Source organism: Paraburkholderia caffeinilytica, assembly GCF_046030355.1.
Lineage (GTDB): Bacteria > Pseudomonadota > Gammaproteobacteria > Burkholderiales > Burkholderiaceae > Paraburkholderia > Paraburkholderia caffeinilytica_B.
Genome location: NZ_JAQQCQ010000004.1, coordinates 438,590 through 461,065, shown reverse-complemented (window position 1 = coordinate 461,065; position 22,476 = coordinate 438,590). Strand labels below are relative to the sequence as shown.

The window sequence follows — 22,476 nt, the reverse complement described above, 5'->3', positions numbered from 1 at the left end:
GAGTACGGCCCGGCTTGGGTCGGAGAAAAACGAGGAGACATTCACGATGGAAGACGATGAACTCGACCCGGTGCTGGTCGCCATACTGGCGCAATTGTGGCGCGGGTATCAGGAGACGCCTGGCGGCGCGTGGTCGCTCGCCAAGCTTTCGAAGCAGGCCGACGTGCCGATGAGCGCGTTGCGGCGGCAACTGACGGCGCTCGTCGACGGCGGCCTGGTGGACACCACGTTCAACGAGGAAGGCACCGGAACGGCGCGCCTGAGCGAGCTCGGCCAGGGCTTGTGCGCCGACCTGTTCGGTGAGGGCGATTCGCCAGACGACGAGCAGGTGGAGCCGCCACAGGTTCACTGAGTTGCCGCTGAATGTGCTGCGCGGGCGACGGCTGTGCCTTCGGCATCCGGCTGCGATGAGCGCTTTATGCCCCGGCTTGATCGGGGCATTACGCTTCTTCTATTAAGTGCTTGCCATAGCGCTTTTCGGATGCACTTGTGCGGAGGCGCAAACCTGGTTTTGTGGTCACCAAAATATAGATTTCGTTATGGGCGGGATAACGAAAAATATTTTTTGCGCTGAAATTGGCCTTCGAATATGGCCCCTTATGCTGAAGCCTTGTCCGGGACATGCCCGGGCTGTGGCAGGCACCCGGAACCCATCATCGGAGAATTCATGAAAGCAAAGCTGGCGCGAGTGCTGCATCGCTCATTGCGCATCAAAACCGTCCGGACTGTGCTCGCCGCAGCGTTCGGTGCCTCTCTCGCATTCGGCGCCGGGGTGGCCGCTGCCGCGACTGCGCAGCCACTTGGCATTGCCTTCGTCTACCTCGGCAATCCGGGCGACGCCGGCTGGACCTACGCGCATGAGCAGGGCGTGAAAGAGGTCGAGGCAAAATTCGGCGACAAGATCAAAGTGACGCGCGTCGAGAACGTACCGGAGTCGGCGGATTCGGAGCGCGTGTTTCGTGATCTGGCGTCCAAGGGCAACAAGATCGTGGTCGGGTCGAGCTTCGGCTTCCAGGATTTCGAGCTGAAGGTCGCCAAGGACTTCCCGGATGCCGTGTTCGAACATGCGACCGGTTACAAGAAGGCCGCCAACTTCGCTACCTACGACGTGCGGACCTACCAGAGCGCCTACCTGGCCGGACTGGTCGCCGGTTATACGACGAAATCCAACACGCTTGGCTTTGTCGGCTCGGTGCCGGTGCCGGAGGTGGTGCGCAACATCAACGCGTTCACGATGGGCGCGCGCTCGGTCAATCCGAATGCGCGCGTGAAGGTCGTGTGGATCAATAGCTGGTTCGACCCGGGCCGCGAAAAGCAGGCCGCCGAGACGCTGATCGGCCAGGGCGCCGACGTGCTGATCCAGAACACCGATTCGACGGCGACGATGCAGACAGCCGAGCAGAAGAAAGTGCATGCATTCGGCTGGGATTCCGACATGAAGAAGTTCGGGCCGAACGCTCAGTTGGGCGCATGCGTCAGCAACTGGGGCGTGTACTACACGCATCTGGTGCAGCAGGTGATGGCGGGTTCGTGGAACAACTCGCCTGTGTGGTGGGGGCTGAAAGAGAAGGCAATCGATCTGGCCGACATCAACACGGATGCGGTGTCGCCGGCGGCGCAAAAGGCGTTGAGCCAGAAGCGCGACGACATCATCTCCGGCAAATTCAATCCGTTTGCCGGTCCGATTGCGGATCAGTCCGGTGCAGTGAAAGTTGCCGCGGGCAAGTCGTTGAGCGATGCGGAACTGCTGCGTTTGAACTGGTTCGTGCAGGGCGTCGACGGTTCGCTGCCGAAATAGTGAATTGATTGGCTTGCCTAACGATGATTAAAAACTAAAGGAGATCGCCCGTGAGTCTTACCGTCTCGACCGATGCCGGCGCAGCCGGCGTGGCGGCAGCCTATCCGCCGCAGGGTTTAACGCCGACGCACGAGCAGGTGGTGCGGCATCTGCGGCATTCGAGCCGGGTAGCCGAGCGGGCGACCCTGCTGGGGCACCACCCGTTCGGCGCGGTGCTGGTCGGCCCGGATCAGGAGGCCGTCTTGATGGAGCAGGGCAATGTCGACACGGTGAATCACGCCGAGTCGGTGCTGGCTCGCGTGGCGGCGTTGAATTTCACGCCGGAGTACTTGTGGAGTTGTACGTTGTACACGTCGGTCGAGCCTTGCTGCATGTGTGCGGGCACGATGTATTGGGCCAATATCGGCCGCGTCGTGTTTGGCATGACCGAGAAGCGCTTGCTGGAGGCGACCGGCGATCATGCCGAGAATCCGACCATGAGCGTAGATTGCCGGTATGTGTTCGATCATTGCCAGAAACCCGTCGAGGTGATCGGCCCGGTGGCCGAGGTGGAGGCCGAGGTGATGGATGTTCAGCGGAGATTCTGGCGCGGCAGATAGCATTTCCTGCCTGCACATCGCTGAAGTCTGTTTGCCTGCGCCGTGCGAAGAATGAAAAGTAGAAAGCAATACCGTCGGCAGACACGAACAGCCCAATCTCACTGTGCCGAGCCGGTTTCCGCCGGTGCCAGCATTGCCAGTCCGCAGAACCAGTCGCCGCCGTGTGGCTGATATTTCCACGGGTTATGGTTTGCCTTGATCACAGTGGGACACGAATCGTTCACGACGATCCCGGGATCCGCCGCGGTGCATCGAAGCATCGCGGTTTCGGTTTGCTGGAGCGCGGGCCTCACCGCCTTACGCCGGGTGTCCGCTTCGCCTGGCGCATCCGGCGCATCCGCGGTTCCCGTTCGCATGCTTTCGATCAGCCGTTGCAACTCCTCGATTCGAGTTGCATACCACGTCCCCAGACACGCCGCGTCGCGGCAATTCGCTTCTCGCCACGCCCATTTGCTGTCGCTGTCGGTGAGAAAGGCGCGACGGTTGATGACCTGCCGCCGCGCTTTCCAGTAGAGTTGTCCCAGCGTGTCGTCGAGCTTCGAGAGCGCAGGGTCGTTGCAGATCATCCGTTCGGTGAGCGAGCGTCCCCTGGTGCAGTCGAAACTCGTGGCTTGAGCGGGCAGCGTCGACAGCATGAGGGCGGCGACAAGCATGAGGCGGAAAATTTTCATTGTGCTCCCGGCAGTGCATGGGTTTTTCATGCAATGGATGATCGGTCGAGTCGCCGGAACACAGATGCCCGAGAACAGCGTGGGTTCGGGTGGGTAATTACCAAATCTTGCCTTACGCGGGACGCACTGGAATGGGGTAGGGCAAGCCCGCACGATTTCAGGTATATGCATTGCAGGTGCGAATGAGTAGACGCCTTGCTTGCCACGCCGCTTGAGACGATGGCGAAGCCGACGCATTCACCCATGCGCACAGGCAGGCACAGTTGCGGGCCGTAATGGCCCGCACGCAAACGCGGGACGTAAAAACGGGAGAAAAAATGAAACAAGGCCTCGTTCGATGTATGTATGCGGTGGCCGGCTTGCTGGCCCTGCCAGCAGTGGCGTACGCGCAGTCGCAGGCTTATACGAACGGCCCGGTCAACATGCGCGCCGGGCCGGCTTCGGATTACCCGATCGTGACGCAGTTGCCAGGCGGTGTCCCGGTTAGCGTGATGGGTTGCATCAGCAGCTATCAGTGGTGTGACGTCGCCGCGCCGAACCTGCGCGGCTGGGTGTATGCGGGGCGGCTCAGCTATCCCTATCAGGGCAGCAACGTGCCGGTGATGAGCTACGGCACGGTGATCGGATTACCCATCGTGACGTTCTCGATCGGCACGTATTGGGGCAATTATTATCGGGGCCGGCCGTGGTACGGCCAGCAATCGCGCTGGGCGCATCATCCGCCCCCGCCACCGCCGAGACCGGGGGCCGGACGGCCACCGGGAGGGCGCCCGCCGGGACATGCGGGTGGGCGGCCGCCGGGTGGCCCGCCACCGGGGCATGGTGGGGGGCGACCGCCGGGGCATGCAGGCGGTCGGCCACCGGGTGGGCCGCCGCCAGGGAATGCGGGCGGGCGGCCACCGGGTGGTCCGCCACCGGGGAATGCGGGTGGGCGTCCTCCGGGAGGTCCGCCACCAGGGAATGCCGGCGGGCGGCCACCGGGCGGTCCGCCACCGGGGAATGCGGGTGGGCGGCCACCGGGCGGTCCGCCACCGGGGAATGCGGGTGGGCGGCCACCGGGTGGCCAGCCGCCAGGTAATGCAGGTGGCCGTCCGCCGGGAGGTCAGCAAGGCGGCGGGAATAACCGCCCTCAAGGCGGGCCTCAGCAGGGCGGAGGCGGACCTCCGGGTGGCGGAAGAGACGGCGGAGGCGGCGGTGGCCGGCCACCCGATCAGCACGGCTGATCGGGTTCGCGCCATCTGCGGGCGGCACAACGCGCCTCAACTCGCGTGAGTCAGACTCCAGATTCCAGGGGCCGCACCGCCGCGAAGCGCGAGCGGAATCCGTCTTATGAGCTCACTAGATCGCCACCACTATCCCCGCGTTGGCGACCTGGTAAGCCGGCGCCTCTCTTCAATACGCCGCGTTCAGAAACGCCGAGCTGACCGCCCGCAAGGTTTCCTGGGAGCGCGGATCGCTCAGCCGCGTATGCAGTACCACTTTCGAGGTCGGCAGCGGCGGCAGGCCGAGTTGCTCGCCGACCTCGATCGCTCCCGCCGGTGCCACGCGCTGCGCCAGCGCGGCCACGGCGAGCCCTGCGCTGACGGCCGCGCCGACGGCCATCACGCCGCCACCGACGAACACCTCGGTCCACGCGATCCCGGCCGCATCGAGCGCATCTGTGGCAATCGCGCGAATTCCGCACGGTGCGGCGAGCGTCGCCAGCTTCAGCGGCTGCCCCTCGCGATGTTGCCAACCCGGCGTCGCGAACCAGCCAAGCCGTTCCTCAGCCAGCAACTGTCCATCGTGGCGATCGCCCTCGCGACGGCCGATTGCCGCGTCGACTTCGCCCCGCTCGAACCATCCAAGCACATCGCGTGACGCGGCAATGCGCACCTCGATGACGAGCAGCGGATCGTACGCCGCGAGCCGCCCCAGCAGCGCCGGCAGATTGGGTCCTGCCACATGGTCGCTGATGCCGAGCTTGAGCCGGCGCTCTGGCGCATCGGCGGTCCCCGCGAGCGCTCGTTCGTGGGCGAGCAGCAATTGCCGGGCTGCGCCGATGAAGGCATCGCCGCGCGGCGAGAGCCTTACCGCGCGCGGCGTGCGCTCCAGCAAGCGGTAACCCAGACGCGCTTCGAGCCGTTTGAGCTTGAGGCTCATCGCGGCCTGGGAGGTGTCCATGACTTCGGCGGCGCGCGTGAAGCTGCCGAGATCCGCAACCAGCACGAAGGCCTGGATCGCATCCAGATCGAGAGGGCGAGCGAGGGTGTTCATATCAAAACTTTATCGCAGATATAAATCACCATATCTTGATGTAATGATTGCGCAGGCGCAAGCTCACCCTCAATCGAAACCACAAGGAGTTCGCATGCTTGCCAAACAGTATTCGCACCGTCTGCCCTGCACTTATGACATGGGGATCATCCGCGAGCGCGCGACGCGGCGCGGCCCGTTGTGGGATGCGACCGAGGGGCTCGGGTTCAAGGCGTTCGTCGCCCGCGAACGGGGCCGCTACGGTGCCACCGCGAACGTGTATTCCGCGGTGTATCTGTGGCTCGACGTCGAGCAGACCGCCGACTTCTTCATGGGCTCGCGCTTTCAGAACGTGATTGACGACTTCGGCCGTCCCGATGTCGAAACCTGGCTGCCGCTGGATGCCCGCAAAGGGCCGGCGCAACGGGCGCTTGCGTTGTATCGCGAGGAACAGCCAATCGGCGAGCAGGACAATCGCGCCGAGCTGCGCGCCGCGCACGCCGAACAGAACCGTCGCATCGCCGGGCAGGACGATACGGTCGCCGTGGTCTCCGCGCTCGACGTCGCCAACTGGAAGCTGATCCGCCTCACGCTGTCGGCGGCGGCGCCGGTCGCCACCGCGGGCCGCACGGTCTACGAGGTGTTGCACCTCGCGCGACCGGGCGTCGCGAGCCTGATCGGCTGACGCGCCAGCCGGCCGGCTCGCGCACTTTGCGCCGTGTATCGCGATTAAAGTGCGCGGGCCTCGCGTAAACCCCGGTGCGCCGCGTACACTAACCTGCCGATGTGGGGTTAGGGGGCGCACAAATGACACGCGAAGCGACATCAGATTGCACGATGGGAGCAACGCCTGAGGGCACCCGCTACGGGCCAGACCGGGCCGAGGGGGTGCTGGCGTCGGAGCGTACGGTGTTGCGGCTGATTACGCGCAATACCCCGCTGCCGGAATTGCTCAATGAAGTATGCCGCCGCGCGGAAGCGCTGCTGGGCGATGGTGCGAGCTGTACGATCCTGCTACTGGACGCGGACGGCCTGCGCGCGCGCGTGGGCGGCGCACCCTCGCTGCCGGCGCACTTCAGTGCCGCGATCGACGGCGTCGCGATCGGCCCACGGGCCGGTTCGTGCGGCACCGCGATGTTCGAGCGGCGCATGGTCGCCGTCGAAGATATCGAAACCGATCCGCTGTGGGCTGATTTCCGGCATCTTGCCTTGCCGCTCGGCCTGCGCGCGTGCTGGTCGATGCCGTTTGAAAACGATGCCGGCAAGGTGCTGGGCGCGTTCGCGGTCTATCACCGCACCTCGCGCCGACCGAGCGCCGAAGAAGCGGCGATGCTGCAGGACATCAGTCACAGCGTCGGTCTCGCCGTCCATCAGGACGCCATGGCGCAACGCCTCGCGCAGAGCGAGGAACATCACCGGCTGGTGGTGGATCACCTGAACGAAGGCATCGTCGTGCAGTCGCGCGACGGCGTGGTGCTGGCCTGCAATCCGAGTGCGCAACGCATTCTGCGCGCGAGCCCCGACCTGATCGGCCATGACATTCTGACGGTGATGGTGCGGGCGTATCACGAGGACGGTTCCATCGTCACCGAGGCCGACCGCCCGACCACGCAGGTGCTGACGACCAACAAACCCATACTCGGCATCACGATCGGTCTGGAACTGACCGACGGCGATATCATCTGGATTACTGAGAATGTCGTGCCGATAATCAAACCGGGCGACAGCGAACCCAGCTCGGTGCTGATCTCGTTTACCGACATTGGGCCGGTGCGCGAGGCGCAACGGCAACTTAGGTTTCTGGCCACCCGCGATCCGCTCACCGGCCTCTACAACCGTGCCTACCTGGCCGAGCGGATGCAGGATCTGTTCACGCCGGGCGGGGTGGTGGGAATGGGCGAGCTGGCGCGGGTCGCCGTGCTGTTCGTCGACCTGGACGGTTTCAAGAAGGTCAACGACACCGCGGGTCACGAGGCTGGCGATGCGCTGCTGTGCAGCGTGGCGGAACGGCTGTCGGCGTGTGTGGGACGCGACGATACGCTCGCGCGCGTGGGGGGCGACGAATTCGTGATCGTGGTCAGTGCTTACGAAAACACGGGACATCTGATCGCGCTTGCCCAACGTATTCTCGACACGATCGCGGTGCCGTTCGCGGTGGCCGACAACGAGTACTACATGGGTGCATCGATCGGTATCAGTCTGTTTCCCGAAGACGGGCAGGACGTGCCCACGCTGATGCGCAACGCCGACTCGGCGATGTACCACGCCAAACAATGCGGCCGCAACAATTTTCAGTTCTTCACCGCCGAGCTGAATCAGCATCTGCAACGGCGCTTCATGATCGAGCAGGCGTTGCGGCGCGCGCTCGCCACCGACGAACTGAGCCTCGTGTATCAGCCGATCGTCGACAGCCAGTGCGGCCGGACGATCGGCGCCGAAGCGCTGCTGCGGTGGTACAACAGTGAGCTGGGCAATGTCTCGCCGGCGGAATTCATCCCCGTGGCGGAAGACGCCGGCCTGATCGTCGAGATCGGCGCCTGGGTGCTGGCGCGGGCCTGCGAGCAGGTCGCGCAATGGCGGCGCACGCTGGCGCCGGATCTGATCGTCGCGGTGAATCTGTCGCCGCGCCAGTTCAAAGGTGGCCTGGTGGAGCGGATCGCGCGCTGTCTCGAGGAGTCCGGGCTCGAGCCGGCGGCGCTGGAACTGGAGATTACCGAGCGGCTGCTGATGAACGACAGCGACGCCGTCCTGCCGATGCTGAGCGCATTGAGTGCGATGGGCGTGCGGATTTCCGTCGACGATTTCGGTACCGGCTATTCGTCGCTGTCGTATTTGAAGCGGTTTCCGCTGCATAACCTGAAGATCGACCGGTCCTTCGTCGCGGGGTTGCCGGATCATCGCGATTCGATCGCGATCACCCAGGCGGTGGTGGCGATGGCCCATTCGCTCGGCATGAACGTCACGGCGGAAGGCGTGGAGACCGCCGAGCAGGCGGCGTTTTTGCGCGGGATCGCCTGCGATAAGCAACAAGGGTATTTTTACAGCCGGCCCGTGGGCGCGAGTGCTTATGCGCGTAGTTTGTATGACGCGCAGGTGGGGTTGGCCAGCGCCTCATGACTGTCCGGACGTCTGCGGCCATGGCCGCGGGCGTCACAAATCCACTTCGCCGGCCGGGGTAATAGGGCAATGGGACGTCACTGCCGGGGGCATTCCGGCTCGATTGTTCAGTTTGACAAACAAGTGCCTTCGCGTTCCCGGTATTTATCCGCGCCCCCTGTCTCCTTAAAATCCTCCCATCGAATGTAAATTCCGCGCCGTGCCGAAGCGGCACAGCGCGATGGGAGTCGTTATGTCAGCCTTGATTCAAAAGCAGCTCTATCGGCCTGAGGTAATCCTGCCGATGGTCGCCCTCATGCAGGTGATGGTGTCGCAGGATTTCAACCTGGGCCAGGTCGGCTGGGTCGTCGCGGCGCGCGGTGCGCAGGCCGCCTTGCAACGCTCGCGCGAATTGATTTGCGCCGTGCATTGCCACGCCTGAGCCTGACCAGGGGCAATTCCCGCCAATCGACCGGCGTCGGTCTCCCGGCGGGGTGAGAACAGATCGCTTGCCGCAGCGGCGACGTCACAGTACGCAACAGAATCAACGAGAAGAGGCGATAAAGGCAATACGAGGCGCTGAGGGTAAGATGCTACGACCTGCACCCCAGCCTCGGGAGATCTGCCATGCCACAGCACTTCGACGCAGTCGTGATCGGCACGGGACAGGGCGGTTCGCCGCTCGCAGTCCGTCTCGGCAAAAGCGGCCGTAAAACCGCTGTCATCGAACGAGGGGCCTTCGGCGGGACCTGCGTGAATGTCGGCTGCACGCCTACCAAATCGTATGTGGCCAGCGCCCGTGCGGCGCACGTGGCGCGCCACGCCGCGGACCTGGGCGTGCAGCTGAGCGGGGCGGTCAGCGTCGATCTGGCCGCGGTCAAGGCGCGCAAGGACAGGATCATCGGCCAATCGCGCAGCGGCGTGGAGAAATGGCTGCGCGGCGCGGATAACGTCACGGTCTTTAGCGGCCACGCGCGCTTCACCGGCCCGCATACGCTCGCCATCAGCGGCCCGGACGGCATGGTGCGCGAGGAACTCAGCGCCGGCGAAATCTTCATCAACACCGGTACGCGCGCAGTCGTGCCGCCGCTCGAAGGGCTCGAGCGCGTTCGCTATTACACCAACTCCAACCTGCTCGAACTGACGGAATTGCCGGACCATCTGGCGATTGTCGGCGGCAGCTATATCGCGCTCGAATTCGCACAGATTTTTCGCCGTTTCGGCAGCCGGGTGACGGTGCTGGTGCGCGGCGAGCGTGTGCTCACGCGCGAGGATGCCGACTTCGCCGACTCCGTGCAGAAGGTGCTGGCGCGGGAAGGGATCGAGTTTGTCTTCGGTGTGCAGCCCGTGCGGGTCGAACCGCATCCGCATCACGAGAACGAGGTGTGTATCGGTTTTGAGCAGAACATTCCCGCGCTCGAAGCGTCGCACCTGCTGTTCGCCACCGGCCGTGAACCGAATACGGACGACCTCGGTCTCGCCGCCGCCGGCATCGTGACGGACAAGCACGGCATGATTCCCGTCGACGGCCAGTTGCGCACCAACGTGCCGGGCGTCTGGGCGATCGGCGACATCAACGGACGCGGTGCTTTTACGCACACTTCCTACGATGATTTTCAGATCGTCGCGGCCAATCTGCTCGACGGCGGCGCACGCAGTGTCGATACCCGGATCATGACCTATGCGGTGTTCGTCGACCCGCCGCTTGCGCGCGTCGGGCTCTCGGAGGCCGACGTGCGCAAAGCCGGCCGCGATGCGCTGATCGCCACCATGCCGATGACGCGCGTGGGCCGCGCGCGCGAACGCGGCGAGACCGACGGTTTCATGAAGGTGCTGGTCGACCCGCAAAGCCGGCAGATTCTCGGTGCGGCGATCCATGGCATCGAGGGTGACGAAGCGCTGCACACGTTCATCGACATCATGACGGCCGGCGCGCCGTATCCGACCTTGCAGTACGCCATGCACATTCATCCAACCATCAGCGAGCTGGTGCCGACTTTGCTCGACGGCCTCAAGCCGATGAAGTGAGCAGACCGTGTTCAACGGCTTGACGTGCAACAACCGAAAGCTGCGGTCACGCCGTCCTAACGGGATTACACTCGAACTGGCACGTATCCTGGAGCGAGATCATGACTGAGGCCAACCCCAACAGCACTTTTCGCGGTCTTCCGTTGACCCCGGAGCAGGACGCGGAAGTCAGGCACTACATCAAGAAACAGAAGCAGCAGGGCGCGCCGTGGGATACGCCGGAACTGGCGTCCATGCTTCAAGACATGCTGGAACCGCCGGGCGATGACGACGCGGAATTCGATCCCATCTTCGACGAAACGAAGGCTGTCGCGGAACGCGCGGCGGCGTCGATCGACGAGTCGATGGACCCGATTGAAGCCAGCGAGGAACTGCACGCGGCCATGGAAATCGAGGCCATGAAGGGCATGCGACGTTGAGCTTGCGTCGTGGAGCTACGGGCGAGCGGCGCTTCTCGACCCCGCGGGGAACGGTCGCGCGGCGACCACGAATCAGGGAAAAAACATGAGCATCAGCATCGTCCAGCTCGGGTCTCCGAGGGCGCCCGACGAAGGGCTGCGCATCGGCACCGTTCGGCGACCGCCGCGCGGCGTACCCCGGGCGGAATTCGCCACGCGCGACTACTACGATGTGTGGCTGCCTAATCTGTCGCCTGATGCGGAATTGATCAAGGAAGCAAAGGCGGCTTCCAGCGACACCGAATGGGCCGCATTTGCGAAAAAATTCCGGGCGGAGATGAATAGTAGCGATACCAGTAAGGTGCTGGACCTGCTGGCCGCATTGTCAAAAACGACGCACTTTTCCGTCGGCTGCTACTGCGAGGACGAAAGCCGGTGCCATCGCAGCATTCTCCGCCAGCTGTTGGACGAGCGCGGGGCGCTGGTTCGGTGATTGTTTAAATACGCTAGACACGCCTCGTGGTGTAACAGCGCCGGCGATACCGGTCAATTTGGCGCGCCGGGTGCCGGTTATGTGCATGCGTAGCCGGTCCACATTCGACAAGTCTCGTAGTCATCGTCGATAATCGGCAGCGTGCGGGGCCACCTGGGCGTCCAGGATGCTGCGCCTGGCTGGCCATTGCGGTGCGCGATGCCCACTAGCACACGTCTTCACACTCGCGACTACACAATCAGGAAACCGACCGATGGGCAAGGGACGCGTCGAAGCCTTCAGCGATGGCGTGATCGCCATCATCATCACGATCATGGTGCTCGAGTTGAAGGTGCCGGAAGGCTACGATCTCGCCGCGCTGCGCCCCGTGATCCCCGTGTTCTGCGCCTACGTGCTGAGTTTCATCTACGTCGGCATCTACTGGAACAATCATCACCACATGTTCCATGCCGTGCAGAAGGTCAACGGCGCGGTGTTGTGGGCCAATCTCCACCTGTTGTTCTGGCTGTCGCTGCTGCCGGCCGTCACCCATTGGGTCGGCGAAAACCATCTCGCCGCCTGGCCGACCGCGATGTACGGCGCCGTGCTGTTCATGTCGGCGATTGCGTATTTCATTCTGACGCGCGTGTTGATCCGCGAGCACGGCGCCGGGTCGACGATCGCGAAGGCGGTCGGCAATGACTTCAAGGGCAAGGTCTCGGTCGTCATCTATCTGACGGGGATCGCGCTGGCATTCGTTCAGCCGTGGCTCTCGGCGGCGCTCTACACGCTGGCCGCCGCGTGGTGGCTGGTGCCCGACCGCCGTATCGAACACCTGATGGAAGCGTAAGCATGTTGCTTGCGCTCAAGCTCGCGCTGGTGCCCGCGTTTCTTGCCGCGCTGACCGTGGCGGGGCGTGTCTGGGGACCGTCGGTGGCGGGATGGCTGGCGGGATTGCCGGTGGTGGCCGGACCGATCGTTTTGCTGCTCGCGCTGGAGCGCGGGCCGGCGTTCGCGGCGCAGGCGTCGGCGGCATCGATCGCGGCGATCGCCGCATCCGAGGCGTTTAATTTTGCCTACGCGTGGACCTGCCGGCGTTCAGCATGGCCGCTTGCGCTGACGGTCGGCATGCTCGGGTGGGTTGGCGTGGCGATGCTGCTTACGCATTTGCCGGGCGGACTGATATGGGCGGTGGCCGCGGGATGCGTCGCTGTCGCGATTTCGCAAAGCGGCTTGCCGCGCGTCGCCGGTCACGTGCCGGCAGCGCGCGTCGCGCTCGGCGATCTTGCGCTGCGCATGCTTGCCGGCGCGTTGCTGACAGTTGCGGTGACCACGCTGTCCGCCTCGATGGGGGCGACGTGGAGCGGGCTGCTCTCGGTGTTTCCTTTGCTCGGCATCGTGCTCGCGGTATCGGCCCAGCGCGCGCACGGCGCGGACTTTGTCGCATTGCTGATGCGCGGCATGGTGATCGGCCGCGGCTCGTTTGCGGCGTTTTTTGCCGTGACCGCGACGATGTTGCCGCATAACGGCGTCTGGCTGAGCTTCGCGTGCGCGGCGGTGGTGTCGATGGTGGTGCAGGGCGCGACCCGGCGGATGCTGGGCGCGAAGCGATCTGTGCCGGCTTTGACTCGTGAACTTGCCGAACCGCAGTCGGCGGATTGAGTGTTTGAATTCGAATCATGACTTCGCGTACCCACCGCTCCCCAACCACCCGAATCGGCCTGATCTCCGACACGCACAACCTCGTGCGTCCGGAAGCCCTGCACTATCTCGCGGGGTGCGACGCGATCATCCACGCGGGCGATATCTGCAATCAGGCGGTGCTCGATGCACTCGCACAGATCGCGCCGGTCACCGCCGTGCGCGGCAATAACGATATCGATGAGCCCGTCGCCTCGCTGCCGACGCACGTCAAACTGACCGTGCAACAGGTGACGATCCTTGTCGTGCATGACATCGCCGACGTGGGTCACGATCCGCGCAGTGAGGGCATCGGCGTGGTCGTGACAGGGCACTCGCACAAGCCCGCGATCAGCGAACGCGACGGGGTGCTGTTCGTTAATCCAGGCAGCGCCGGACCCCGGCGTTTCAAGTTGCCGATTTCCGCGGGCATGCTAGTCATTGAAGGCTCGCATGCAAGCGCAACGTTCGATTCTCTGCTGACGTAAAAAAACGGGCCGGCAAATCTGCCGTCCCGTTTTCGGACACGCTAATGCGAATTGCCACGGTTGGTCGCCTCTTACTGCGAGCGATACGCGGCTGATCCGCGTACACCGTCGGTGGTCAGCTGCTACGGTCAACTACCGTGGCGTAACTCGGAATCAGGCACGCGCCGTAGCCGCGGTCGCGTAACCTTCGTCCATCTCCGCCGCCTCACGCTCGCCGCGCAGCACCGCATGCGCTTCCGCACGCGTTGCGACACACGGACCCGAGCCGAGCAACGGCTTGCGGGCCGTTTCGCGCAGCGCGAACACCGACACGATACCGATCAACGACGCGCCCATCAGGTAGTACGCGGGCATCATCAGATTGCCGGTGCTGTCGACCAGCCATGCCGTCACGAGCGGCGTCGTCCCGCCGAACAGCGACACCGAAATGTTGAAGCCGATTGCAAGCGCGCCATAGCGAATTTTGGTCGGGAACAGCGCCGGCAGTGCCGACGGCATCACACCGGTAAAGCACGACAGCAGCACGCCGAGAATCATCAGGCCGCCGAATACCGGCAGCACCGTGCCCATGCGAATCAGCAACAGCGCGGGAATCGACAGCACGAACAGACCCACGCAACCGAACAGCATGACCGGCTTGCGGCCGATCGTGTCGGACAGGCGGCCGGCCGCCAGCGTCATCGGCATCATCAGCACCATCACGAGCAGCACGAGGAACAGGCCGTGCGTTTCGTTGAAGTGCAGCGTGGCCGACAGATAGCTCGGCAGATACGAGAGCGCCATGTAGTCGGTGACGTTGAAGATCAGCACGAGACCCACGCACAGCAGAAGCGGTTTCCATTGCTGCATCAGCAAGTCGCGGAACGATTGCTTCGGGAGCGCCTTGTCTTCGGCTTCGCGCTGCTCGGCCTGCTTCTTGAATGCGGGCGTTTCTTCGAGCTTCATCCGGATGTAGAGCCCCACCAGACCCAAGGGGCCCGCGATCAGGAACGGCACACGCCAGCCCCACGAGAGCAGCGCCTCGTTCGACAGCGTCGCCGTCAGAACCGCGACCGTACCCGCGCCGAGCACGTAGCCAATCAGCGTGCCGAACTCGAGGAAGCTGCCCATGAAGCCGCGGCGCTTGTCCGTCGAGAATTCGGCGATGAAGGTCGCGGCGCCGCCGTATTCACCCCCCGTCGAGAAGCCTTGCACGAGGCGTGCGACCAGCAACAACGCCGGCGCAAAAATGCCGATCGTCGCGTAGCTCGGAATCAGGCCGATCGCGAAGGTGCCGAGCGCCATCATGATCATCGTCATGGCCAGCACGCGCTGACGGCCGATGCGGTCGCCCAGCGGCCCGAACACCATGCCGCCGACCGGTCGCACGAGGAACGCCGCGGCGAACGTGCCGAAGGTGGCGATCAACTGGGCGGACGGGCTCGACGACGGGAAGAACACTTTGCCGAGCGTGACAGCGATGTAGCTGTACACGCCGAAATCGAACCATTCCATTGCGTTGCCGAGCGCCATGGCGCCGACGGCCCGCTTGAGGAGGGATTTGTCGACGACGGTGATGTCGTCGAGTGAGAGGCGTTGTTCTTCTTTGTGATGTCGCCAGAAGCCGTTGCTGGAAGCGGTCAAGGTGAAAACTCCAATGACTGCGACGAAACTCATGAAAACGCGTATGAACGTTCCGCCACGGGTGCTGGGGAAGTGCCGTTTCGCGAGCTGAGCGAGGGGGTTTCACTCATTCACCCGGAGGCGACTGAGGGAGAGGGCGTGAAAAAGAAAATAAAACGCCCGTGCCTCGCGAACGATTCGCGAAAAAACACTCGTCTAGATTGTGCTGACTGTTGCATCTGCGTGGCCGTGGAAGGGGGGCAGATGCATGAGGACGCTGGGGTGGCTGAAAGCTGGCCCATGCGCCGCTGGAAGGCTCGAAACGAAAAAGGCCGGTGCTGGATCGCCGCTCAGGGTATGAGCTCAAGCGGGGAAACGACCGACAAGCCTTCTTGTATAAAAACTGTTCAATTCGACGCGGCGCCGTGCGGGAAAACGGCGCGGTGGGCCAGCTTGAAAAGAACGTAACCGAGGGTGAAATGCAGGTGAAATGCTGTTGGAACGATGAACATGGTAGCACGATGACAGAGGATCGTGCAAACCTATTGTCCTTCCGGAAGCTCGGGGAGGGCGCTCAATCCCTTGCGTGACGGGGGATTCAGCGGATTGCGGCGGTATGGAAAGAAGGCTTAAAAGTGGCCGGAAATGGTCCGGTTAGTGAGTTTTTGCTGGAGCTCGAAAGCGGCGAAAGCGCAACGGGAAGGCTGCAAAAGGCCCAACTGGAAAGCGGCGATCTGGCGGCGAAAAACTCGACGAAAATGTGTGTATCGAGTGGCGAATGAAGCGATAAAAATCTACTGCGTCTAGCGGCGAAAGTCCCGGCCAAACGGACGAAAAAAATCCGCGCTCGCGGCGCGGATTTTTCATACGGCTGATGGCCAATACGGGCATGTAGCCGAAAAGCGTTTACTCGGCCGGCGGCGGCACGTAGCCCTGCGCCGTATCCGCGCCTTCGCCGAAGAAGAACTTTTCGGTCTGCTTCATCAGGTATTGACGTGCGCGCGGATCGGCCATGTTCAGGCGGTTTTCGTTGATCAGCATGGTTTGCTGCTTCAACCAGGCCTGCCAGGCTTCCTTCGAAATGCTTTCGTAGATCCGCTTGCCGAGTTCGCCCGGCAGCGGCGGGAAATCGAGGCCTTCGGCTTCCTTGCCGAGCTTCGCGCATTGAACCATACGAGTCATGCTGTGCTTCTCCTGTGTCGACCGGTGTAGGTGCTTCAGCACTTACTCCGGTCCCATGAAAGATATTTACTGCAGTTAGTGCTTCAGCACCTGTTCCGGTCCCGTGAAAAACGTTGACGGGGCGGGCAGGCGCTTTATATGGGGCTCTTCAAAGCTGTTTCATCAGCACGAGCGACTTGCGCTGCCAGTTATAGAGCCGGCGGCGGTCTTCCGGCAAATCGTCGACCGTGACCTTGACGAAGCCGCGCTTGAGGAACCAGTGTTCAGTACGCGTGGTGAGCACGAAAATCCGCGTGAGGCCGCGTGCCCGGGCGCGTTGTTCGATGCGCTTGAGCAGGCGCTCGCCGTCGCCAGTGCCTTGTGCTTCAGGCGCGACCGTGAGGCACGCCATTTCGCCGATGCGCTCCTGCGGGTACGGATACAGCGCCGCGCAGCCGAACAATACGCCATCGTGCTCGATCACCGAGAAATGGTCGATGTCGCGTTCGATCTGATGGCGGCCGCGCCGCACCAGCGTGCCGTCGGATTCGAGCGGCTCGATCAGCGAGAGAATGCCGCCGACGTCGTCCGGCGTGGCTTCGCGCAGGCTTTCGAGGTTCTCGTACGAGATCATCGTGCCCACGCCGTCGTGCAGGAACAGTTCGAGCAGCAGGCTGCCGTCGAGCGCGTAGGGGATGATGTGCGCCCGCGCCACGCCGCCGCGGCAGGCGCGGATCGAATGTTTCAGATAGAAACCCGCGTCGCCGGTGACTTCGCCGCTTTCGTGCAGCTTGTAGGCGTCGTCGAGCGACAGTTCGCGGACCAGTTCGGGGCCGTCTTCGCCGGTTTCCATCAGGCCCGGGGTCTCCGTCAGGAAGACGATCTTGTCGGCGCGCAGCGCGATGGCCGCCGCCGAGGCGACGTCTTCCATCGACAGGTTGAATGCCTCGCCGGTCGGCGAGAAGCCGAGCGGCGACAACAGCACCAGCTTGCGGCTCGCGAGCGAATGGCGGATCGAATCCGCGTCGATCTTGCGCACCACGCCGGTGTGGGCGAAATCGACGCCGTCCAGAATGCCGACCGGCCGTGCCGTCACGAAGTTGCCGGACACCACGCTGATGTGCGCGTGCGCCATCGGCGTGTTCGGCAAGCCCTGGCTGATCGCCGCCTCGATATCCAGACGCACTTCGCCGGCCGCTTCTTTCGCGGACTCCAGCGCACGCGCATCCGTAATGCGCATGCCGTGCGAGAACTCGGATTCCACGCCGTGCAGGCTCATCTGCTCTTCGACCTGCGGCCGGGAGCCATGCACCAGCACGATCTGGATACCCATGGCCTGCAGCAGCGCGATATCGGACACGAGCGCATTCAGGAGTCCCTGATGCACCACCTCGCCGCCGAAACCGACGACGAACGTCTTGTTACGGAACGCATGGATGTAAGGGGCGACTGAACGCATCCAGTCGACGAATTGCGCGTGCTGTGCGAGGTCTTCCGTTGTTCCGGCGGGGGCCGGAACGCTCGCGGGCGCGGGGACGAGGTCGGTTTGGGAATTCATGCCGGGGATTATAATGCGCCCCCATGTCGAATGTACCCAAAAGTCCCGCTCCGGCGAACGAGAATGTGGCGCCGGCCGCCGATCAGGTGAAGCCCGGCGACGCGCCACGCCGCGATGCGCAGGACGCTAAGCGCAACACGCCGGAAACGGCGCGCGAGCCGCGCCGTCCCGCGGAAGGCGCGCAAGCGTTGCCGCAGAAAAATAATCCGCCGCGTGAGGCGCGCCGCGAAGCGGGTGCGCAGGCGCCGAATACCGCTCATGAGGGGCGCAAACAGCCGCCGCGTCGTGATGACGGGCGCGCGCGCGGTGCGTCTCGCGGGCCGAAGCGCGGCGATGGCCAAACTAATCAGCAGGGCCGCGCACGGTCTCAAGGCGGCGAGGCTAACCGCGAAGCCGGCGCGCCTGTGCAAATTTCGCCGCAAGCAGGTGAAGCGCAAGGTGCTCAGCCGCGTCGTGAACCACGCCCGCCGCGCGCGCAGCGTGTGGTCGAACCGAATCCGATTCCGCCGATCACGTTCCCTGAAGCGCTGCCGGTTTCCGGTCGTCGCGAGGAGATCGCCAAGGCCATCGCGCAGAATCAGGTGGTGATCGTTTGCGGCGAGACGGGTTCCGGTAAGACGACCCAGTTGCCGAAAATCTGCCTCGAACTCGGGCGCGGTCTCGGCGCGGGCGGCGCCGGTCTGATCGGGCACACCCAGCCGCGCCGGATCGCGGCATCGGCGACGGGCCGCCGGATCGCCGAGGAACTCGGCACGCCGTTCGGCGAAGTGGTCGGCTACAAAGTGCGGTTTACCGACAATCTGTCGCCGGGCGCGTCGGTCAAGCTGATGACCGACGGTATTCTGCTCGCCGAAACGCAGACCGATCCGCTGCTCAAAGCCTACGACACGCTGATCATCGACGAAGCGCACGAGCGCAGTCTGAACATCGATTTTCTGCTCGGCTATCTGAAGGAAATTCTCGTCAAGCGCCCCGATCTGAAGCTGATCGTGACCTCGGCGACGATCGACGCGGATCGCTTCGCGCGCCATTTTGGCAGCGAGGAGAAGCCCGCGCCGGTGATCGAAGTGAGTGGGCGTCTGTATCCGGTCGAGGTGCGCTATCGGCCGGTCGCGGAGGACAGTCCGGCGGTGAAGGCGGCTGAGGGCTCCTCTTCTTCGTCGCGTGAATCGCGTGACAGGCCGAAGACGCAGCGCGAAACCGATCGCGATCTGATGGAAGCGATCGTCGACGCGGTCGACGAACTGTGCCGCGAAGGTCCCGGCGACGTGCTGGTGTTCCTGCCCGGCGAGCGCGAGATTCGCGATGCCGCCGAAGCGCTGCGCAAACACCATCCGCCGCATACGGAAATTCTGCCGCTCTTTGCACGTTTGTCCGCAGCCGAACAGGAACGCGTGTTCCGCACCTCGAACGCGCGCCGTATCGTTCTGGCCACTAACGTCGCCGAAACCTCGCTGACGGTGCCGGGGATTCGCTATGTCGTCGATACGGGGCTCGCGCGCGTGAAGCGCTACTCGTATCGCAACAAGGTCGAGCAACTACAGGTCGAGTCGATCTCGCAAGCCGCCGCGAATCAGCGGGCGGGGCGCTGCGGCCGCGTTGCCGATGGCGTGTGTATCCGTCTGTATGAGGAAAGCGACTATCAGGGCCGCGTGCGCTTCACGGATCCGGAAATTTTGCGGTCGTCGCTGGCGTCGGTGATTCTGCGCATGAAGTCGTTGCATCTGACGGCGATCGAAACCTTTCCGTTCATCGAGCCGCCGCCGGGCCGCGCCATCGCGGACGGTTATCAACTGCTCAACGAGCTCGGCGCGGTCGACGACGACAACCAGCTCACGCCGCTCGGCCGCGAACTGGCGCGCTTGCCGCTCGACCCGCGCGTCGGCCGGATGATTCTCGCCGCGCGCGATCAGCAGGCATTGAAGGAAGTGTTGATCATCGCCAGCGCGTTGTCGGTGCAGGACCCGCGTGACCGGCCGATCGAGGCGCAGGAGCAGGCCGATCAGGCGCATCGCCGGTTCGCCGACGAGCGCTCCGAATTCCTGCAGTGGCTGAAGATCTGGAACTGGTTCGAAGAAGCGATCGCGCACAAGAAGTCGAACAAGCAGTTGCAGGACGAGTGCCGCAAGAACTTCCTGTCGCAACTGCGTCTGCGCGAATGGCGCGACGTGCACTCGCAACTGCTGACGGTGGTGCGCGAGCACGGCTGGCGGCTGAACGAAACCGAAGCGACTTTCGAGCAGATTCACCTCGCGTTGTTGACCGGCTTGCTCGGCAACATCGGCCTGAAAGCCGACGACGAACCGTATTTCCTCGGCGCACGCAGCATCAAGTTCTACCTCTGGCCGGGCTCGGCGCTGGTGAAAAAGGCCGGCAAGTGGGTGATGGCCGCCGAACTGGTCGAGACGAGCCGTCTGTACGCGCGCTGCATCGCGAAGATCGAGCCGGAATGGATCGAAAAGATCGGCGAGCATCTGCTGAAGAAATCGTTGTCCGAGCCGCATTGGGAAAAACGCGCCGCGCAGGTGTCGGCGTTCGAGCGCGCAATGCTCTATGGCCTGCCAATCTATCACCGGCGGCGCGTGAGCTTCGGCAAACAGGACCCGGCGCGCGCGCGCGAATTGTTCATTCGCGGTGCGCTGGTCGAAGGCGAGTTCGATACGAAGCTCGCGTTCTTCGCGCACAACCGCAAGCTGCTCGCCGATATCGAGCAACTGGAACACAAGTCGCGCCGTCAGGACGTGCTGGTCGACGATGAGCTGATTTTCGGCTTCTACGATCAGGCGCTGCCGCAAGGTATTTACACGGGCGCGTCGTTCGAGCGCTGGTATCGCGACGAGGTGAAGAAGAGCGGCCAGCCGGAAGACAAGCTGCGTCTGCTGTATCTGTCGCGTGACGATCTGATGCGGCACGAAGCGGCAGGCGTGACGACGGACCTGTTCCCGAAGCGGATGACGATGGCGGGCGTCGAGATGGCGCTCACGTATCACTTCGAGCCCGGTTCGCCGCGCGACGGCGTGACGCTCGCGGTGCCGCTCTACGCGCTGAATCAGGTCGACGCGCGGCGCTGCGAATGGCTCGTGCCCGGCATGCTGAAAGAGAAGACGCAACTTTTGCTGAAGTCGTTGCCGCAGAAGCTGCGGCGTCATTGCGTGCCGTTGCCTGAGTTCGCGGCGGGTTTCGTCGAACGGCATAGTGGTCCGCGCTTCGGCGCGGGCGGTTTGCTCGAAGCGCTGATCGCGGACATTCGCGAGCAGACCCAGGTCGCGATGAAACAATCGGACTTCAAGCTCGAGACGCTGACGCCGCATCTGTTCATGAACTTCAAGGTCGTCGACGAGCATGGCCGGCAGCTCGCGATGGGCCGCAACATGTCGCAATTGCGTGCCGAACTCGGCGGCCAGGCGCAGCAGCATTTTCAGAAGATTGCGTCGGGCGCGGCTGGCGTGGCGTTGGCGGATGCGGGCGGCGGGGGCGCTGGCGCGCAAGCGGGCGGAACGGCCGGTGCGGCAAGCGGTGCGGTTTCGCGAGGCAAGGGCACACCTGTTTCAGGTCCGCAAACCGCGTCGCAAGAGGGTGCAGCGGGCACCGCGCTGTACGAAAAACTGACGACGTGGAATTTCGGCAAGCTCCCCGAGTTGCTGGAAATTCGCCGTGGCGGCCAGACCTTGTTCGGTTATCCGGCGTTGGTGGATCGCGGCACGCACTGTGACGTCGAAGTGTTCGATTCACCGGACGAAGCGGCGCGTATCCATCGCGCAGGGCTGCGGCGTTTGTTCGCCTTGCAACTGAAAGAGCCGATCAAGTATCTGGAGAAAAATCTCCCGGGTTTGCGCGAAATGGCGATGCAGTTCATGCCGCGCGGCACGCAGGAAGAATTGCGCGATCAACTGATCGACACCGCGCTCGATCGCGCGTGTCTGCAAGACCCGCTGCCCGCCGATGACGTCAGTTTCCACACGCGCCGCGACGAAGGCCGCAGCCGGTTGACGTTATTGGCTCAGGAAATCGCGCGGCTGGTAGGGCAGATTCTCAGCGAATACGCGACGGTGACGAAAAAGCTGGTGCAGGCGAAGTCGTTCACGGCGGCGCACGCGGACATGCAGAATCAGCTGGATGGCCTGATCGGCAAGCGCTTCGTGGTCGATACGCCGTATTCGCAGCTGGCGCACTTTCCGCGCTATCTGAAAGGGATCGCACTGCGTATCGACAAGCTGAAGGCGGACTCTGCGCGCGACGCACGGCAGTTCGCCGAATTCCATCCGCTGTTGCAGAGCTACCAGCGCGCGCTGGCGCAACGCGGCGGCGTGCTGGATCCGCGCCTGTCCGAATTCCGCTGGCTGCTCGAAGAATTGCGGATTTCGCTGTTCGCGCAGGAGTTGCGTACGCCGATGCCGGTGTCGGTGAAACGTCTCTACAAAGTGTGGGAATCGATGCAGCGTTAACTGTGTGTGGTGAATGCGGAGGGCCGATGCCGCGCTCCGCAGCGCACGGAGTGGGGTGCCGTGGGTGCCCGCTCCGCTCGCCCAGCATTGGCCGATGTGGTTCTCCGCGTGGCGTCCAGCAAAAAAGCGCGCGACGCCACTCCTTTTGAGTATGACGTCACGCGCAAAAGGCGCGAACGCTCAAGGCCCGCGCCTGCTCGCTGCCAGTACGGCCACGCTATCGGCCCGGGCGTGGCTGGGTCTGA

Annotated in this window: 19 protein-coding genes; 14 read left to right on the top strand and 5 right to left on the bottom strand. The window is 63.7% G+C overall.

Annotation, left to right across the window (positions count from 1 at the left end; translation table 11 throughout):
* The first annotated feature begins 46 nt into the window (after positions 1-46).
* From PQQ95_RS09025 to PQQ95_RS09015, 3 genes are all read left to right on the top strand, one after another.
* Positions 47-352, top strand: a complete 306-nt coding sequence (locus tag PQQ95_RS09025; RefSeq protein ID WP_408436936.1) for a winged helix-turn-helix domain-containing protein — start codon at positions 47-49, stop codon at positions 350-352.
* Positions 353-667: 315 nt separating this feature from the next.
* On the top strand, positions 668-1,798 hold the full coding sequence (locus PQQ95_RS09020; RefSeq protein WP_408436934.1) for a BMP family ABC transporter substrate-binding protein: 1,131 nt from the start codon (positions 668-670) through the stop codon (positions 1,796-1,798).
* Between the two features lie 50 nt (positions 1,799-1,848).
* The gene (locus tag PQQ95_RS09015; protein ID WP_408436932.1) at positions 1,849-2,397 is read left to right on the top strand and encodes a nucleoside deaminase; all 549 of its coding nucleotides are present in this window, start codon (positions 1,849-1,851) and stop codon (positions 2,395-2,397) included.
* A gap of 98 nt (positions 2,398-2,495) precedes the next feature.
* On the opposite strand, the gene PQQ95_RS09010 is transcribed toward PQQ95_RS09015, so the two are convergent.
* A complete protein-coding gene (locus PQQ95_RS09010; RefSeq protein ID WP_408436930.1) occupies positions 2,496-3,068 on the bottom strand; it encodes a lysozyme inhibitor LprI family protein in 573 nt (190 codons plus the stop codon).
* A 317-nt stretch (positions 3,069-3,385) separates the two neighbouring features.
* On the opposite strand from PQQ95_RS09010, the gene PQQ95_RS09005 reads away from it, so the two are divergent.
* Positions 3,386-4,291: an SH3 domain-containing protein gene (locus PQQ95_RS09005; RefSeq protein ID WP_408436928.1), complete on the top strand. Its 906-nt coding sequence runs from the start codon at positions 3,386-3,388 to the stop codon at positions 4,289-4,291.
* A gap of 169 nt (positions 4,292-4,460) precedes the next feature.
* On the opposite strand, the gene PQQ95_RS09000 is transcribed toward PQQ95_RS09005, so the two are convergent.
* Entirely contained in the window at positions 4,461-5,324 is an 864-nt protein-coding gene (locus tag PQQ95_RS09000) for a LysR family transcriptional regulator (RefSeq protein WP_408436926.1), read from the bottom strand.
* Between the two features lie 94 nt (positions 5,325-5,418).
* Between PQQ95_RS09000 and PQQ95_RS08995 the strand changes: the two genes are divergently transcribed.
* From PQQ95_RS08995 to PQQ95_RS08955, 9 genes are all read left to right on the top strand, one after another.
* A complete protein-coding gene (locus PQQ95_RS08995) occupies positions 5,419-5,988 on the top strand; it encodes a DUF4865 family protein (RefSeq protein ID WP_408436924.1) in 570 nt (189 codons plus the stop codon).
* Positions 5,989-6,110: 122 nt separating this feature from the next.
* A complete protein-coding gene (locus PQQ95_RS08990; protein WP_408436922.1) occupies positions 6,111-8,420 on the top strand; it encodes a putative bifunctional diguanylate cyclase/phosphodiesterase in 2,310 nt (769 codons plus the stop codon).
* A gap of 232 nt (positions 8,421-8,652) precedes the next feature.
* Positions 8,653-8,841, top strand: a complete 189-nt coding sequence (locus PQQ95_RS08985; RefSeq protein WP_408436920.1) for a hypothetical protein — start codon at positions 8,653-8,655, stop codon at positions 8,839-8,841.
* Between the two features lie 185 nt (positions 8,842-9,026).
* Complete coding sequence (locus PQQ95_RS08980) at positions 9,027-10,427, top strand: FAD-containing oxidoreductase (protein WP_408436918.1); 1,401 nt, start codon at positions 9,027-9,029, stop codon at positions 10,425-10,427.
* Between the two features lie 101 nt (positions 10,428-10,528).
* A complete protein-coding gene (locus PQQ95_RS08975; protein ID WP_408436916.1) occupies positions 10,529-10,846 on the top strand; it encodes a hypothetical protein in 318 nt (105 codons plus the stop codon).
* Between the two features lie 85 nt (positions 10,847-10,931).
* A complete protein-coding gene (locus PQQ95_RS08970) occupies positions 10,932-11,318 on the top strand; it encodes a DUF488 domain-containing protein (protein ID WP_408436914.1) in 387 nt (128 codons plus the stop codon).
* Positions 11,319-11,571: 253 nt separating this feature from the next.
* The gene (locus tag PQQ95_RS08965) at positions 11,572-12,147 is read left to right on the top strand and encodes a TMEM175 family protein (RefSeq protein ID WP_408436912.1); all 576 of its coding nucleotides are present in this window, start codon (positions 11,572-11,574) and stop codon (positions 12,145-12,147) included.
* A 2-nt stretch (positions 12,148-12,149) separates the two neighbouring features.
* On the top strand, positions 12,150-12,959 hold the full coding sequence (locus tag PQQ95_RS08960; protein WP_408436910.1) for a hypothetical protein: 810 nt from the start codon (positions 12,150-12,152) through the stop codon (positions 12,957-12,959).
* 17 nt (positions 12,960-12,976) lie between these two features.
* Positions 12,977-13,465: a metallophosphoesterase family protein gene (locus PQQ95_RS08955; protein WP_408436908.1), complete on the top strand. Its 489-nt coding sequence runs from the start codon at positions 12,977-12,979 to the stop codon at positions 13,463-13,465.
* A gap of 153 nt (positions 13,466-13,618) precedes the next feature.
* On the opposite strand, the gene proP is transcribed toward PQQ95_RS08955, so the two are convergent.
* The 3 genes from proP to argA all read right to left on the bottom strand — a co-directional run bounded on the left by proP (position 13,619) and on the right by argA (position 17,786).
* The gene (gene proP, locus PQQ95_RS08950; RefSeq protein WP_408436906.1) at positions 13,619-15,121 is read right to left on the bottom strand and encodes a glycine betaine/L-proline transporter ProP; all 1,503 of its coding nucleotides are present in this window, start codon (positions 15,119-15,121) and stop codon (positions 13,619-13,621) included.
* 852 nt (positions 15,122-15,973) lie between these two features.
* Complete coding sequence (locus tag PQQ95_RS08945) at positions 15,974-16,249, bottom strand: oxidative damage protection protein (protein WP_027775455.1); 276 nt, start codon at positions 16,247-16,249, stop codon at positions 15,974-15,976.
* Between the two features lie 148 nt (positions 16,250-16,397).
* Positions 16,398-17,786 (bottom strand): amino-acid N-acetyltransferase, encoded by a 1,389-nt coding sequence (gene argA / locus PQQ95_RS08940; protein ID WP_408436904.1) that lies wholly within the window; start codon positions 17,784-17,786, stop codon positions 16,398-16,400.
* A gap of 23 nt (positions 17,787-17,809) precedes the next feature.
* On the opposite strand from argA, the gene hrpA reads away from it, so the two are divergent.
* Entirely contained in the window at positions 17,810-22,231 is a 4,422-nt protein-coding gene (hrpA, locus tag PQQ95_RS08935; protein WP_408436902.1) for an ATP-dependent RNA helicase HrpA, read from the top strand.
* The last annotated feature ends 245 nt before the right edge of the window (positions 22,232-22,476 follow it).

What these genes read in the sequence shown, in the direction of transcription:
- PQQ95_RS09025 (WP_408436936.1), top strand. Translation starts at nt 47, where the DNA reads ATGGAAGACGATGAACTCGACCCGGTGCTGGTCGCCATACTGGCGCAA.
- PQQ95_RS09020 (WP_408436934.1), top strand. Translation starts at nt 668, where the DNA reads ATGAAAGCAAAGCTGGCGCGAGTGCTGCATCGCTCATTGCGCATCAAA.
- PQQ95_RS09010 (WP_408436930.1), bottom strand. Translation starts at nt 3,068, where the DNA reads ATGAAAATTTTCCGCCTCATGCTTGTCGCCGCCCTCATGCTGTCGACG.
- PQQ95_RS09005 (WP_408436928.1), top strand. Translation starts at nt 3,386, where the DNA reads ATGAAACAAGGCCTCGTTCGATGTATGTATGCGGTGGCCGGCTTGCTG.
- PQQ95_RS09000 (WP_408436926.1), bottom strand. Translation starts at nt 5,324, where the DNA reads ATGAACACCCTCGCTCGCCCTCTCGATCTGGATGCGATCCAGGCCTTC.
- PQQ95_RS08995 (WP_408436924.1), top strand. Translation starts at nt 5,419, where the DNA reads ATGCTTGCCAAACAGTATTCGCACCGTCTGCCCTGCACTTATGACATG.
- PQQ95_RS08990 (WP_408436922.1), top strand. Translation starts at nt 6,111, where the DNA reads ATGACACGCGAAGCGACATCAGATTGCACGATGGGAGCAACGCCTGAG.
- PQQ95_RS08985 (WP_408436920.1), top strand. Translation starts at nt 8,653, where the DNA reads ATGTCAGCCTTGATTCAAAAGCAGCTCTATCGGCCTGAGGTAATCCTG.
- PQQ95_RS08980 (WP_408436918.1), top strand. Translation starts at nt 9,027, where the DNA reads ATGCCACAGCACTTCGACGCAGTCGTGATCGGCACGGGACAGGGCGGT.
- PQQ95_RS08975 (WP_408436916.1), top strand. Translation starts at nt 10,529, where the DNA reads ATGACTGAGGCCAACCCCAACAGCACTTTTCGCGGTCTTCCGTTGACC.
- PQQ95_RS08970 (WP_408436914.1), top strand. Translation starts at nt 10,932, where the DNA reads ATGAGCATCAGCATCGTCCAGCTCGGGTCTCCGAGGGCGCCCGACGAA.
- PQQ95_RS08965 (WP_408436912.1), top strand. Translation starts at nt 11,572, where the DNA reads ATGGGCAAGGGACGCGTCGAAGCCTTCAGCGATGGCGTGATCGCCATC.
- PQQ95_RS08960 (WP_408436910.1), top strand. Translation starts at nt 12,150, where the DNA reads ATGTTGCTTGCGCTCAAGCTCGCGCTGGTGCCCGCGTTTCTTGCCGCG.
- PQQ95_RS08955 (WP_408436908.1), top strand. Translation starts at nt 12,977, where the DNA reads ATGACTTCGCGTACCCACCGCTCCCCAACCACCCGAATCGGCCTGATC.
- proP (WP_408436906.1), bottom strand. Translation starts at nt 15,121, where the DNA reads ATGAGTTTCGTCGCAGTCATTGGAGTTTTCACCTTGACCGCTTCCAGC.
- PQQ95_RS08945 (WP_027775455.1), bottom strand. Translation starts at nt 16,249, where the DNA reads ATGACTCGTATGGTTCAATGCGCGAAGCTCGGCAAGGAAGCCGAAGGC.
- argA (WP_408436904.1), bottom strand. Translation starts at nt 17,786, where the DNA reads ATGAATTCCCAAACCGACCTCGTCCCCGCGCCCGCGAGCGTTCCGGCC.
- hrpA (WP_408436902.1), top strand. Translation starts at nt 17,810, where the DNA reads ATGTCGAATGTACCCAAAAGTCCCGCTCCGGCGAACGAGAATGTGGCG.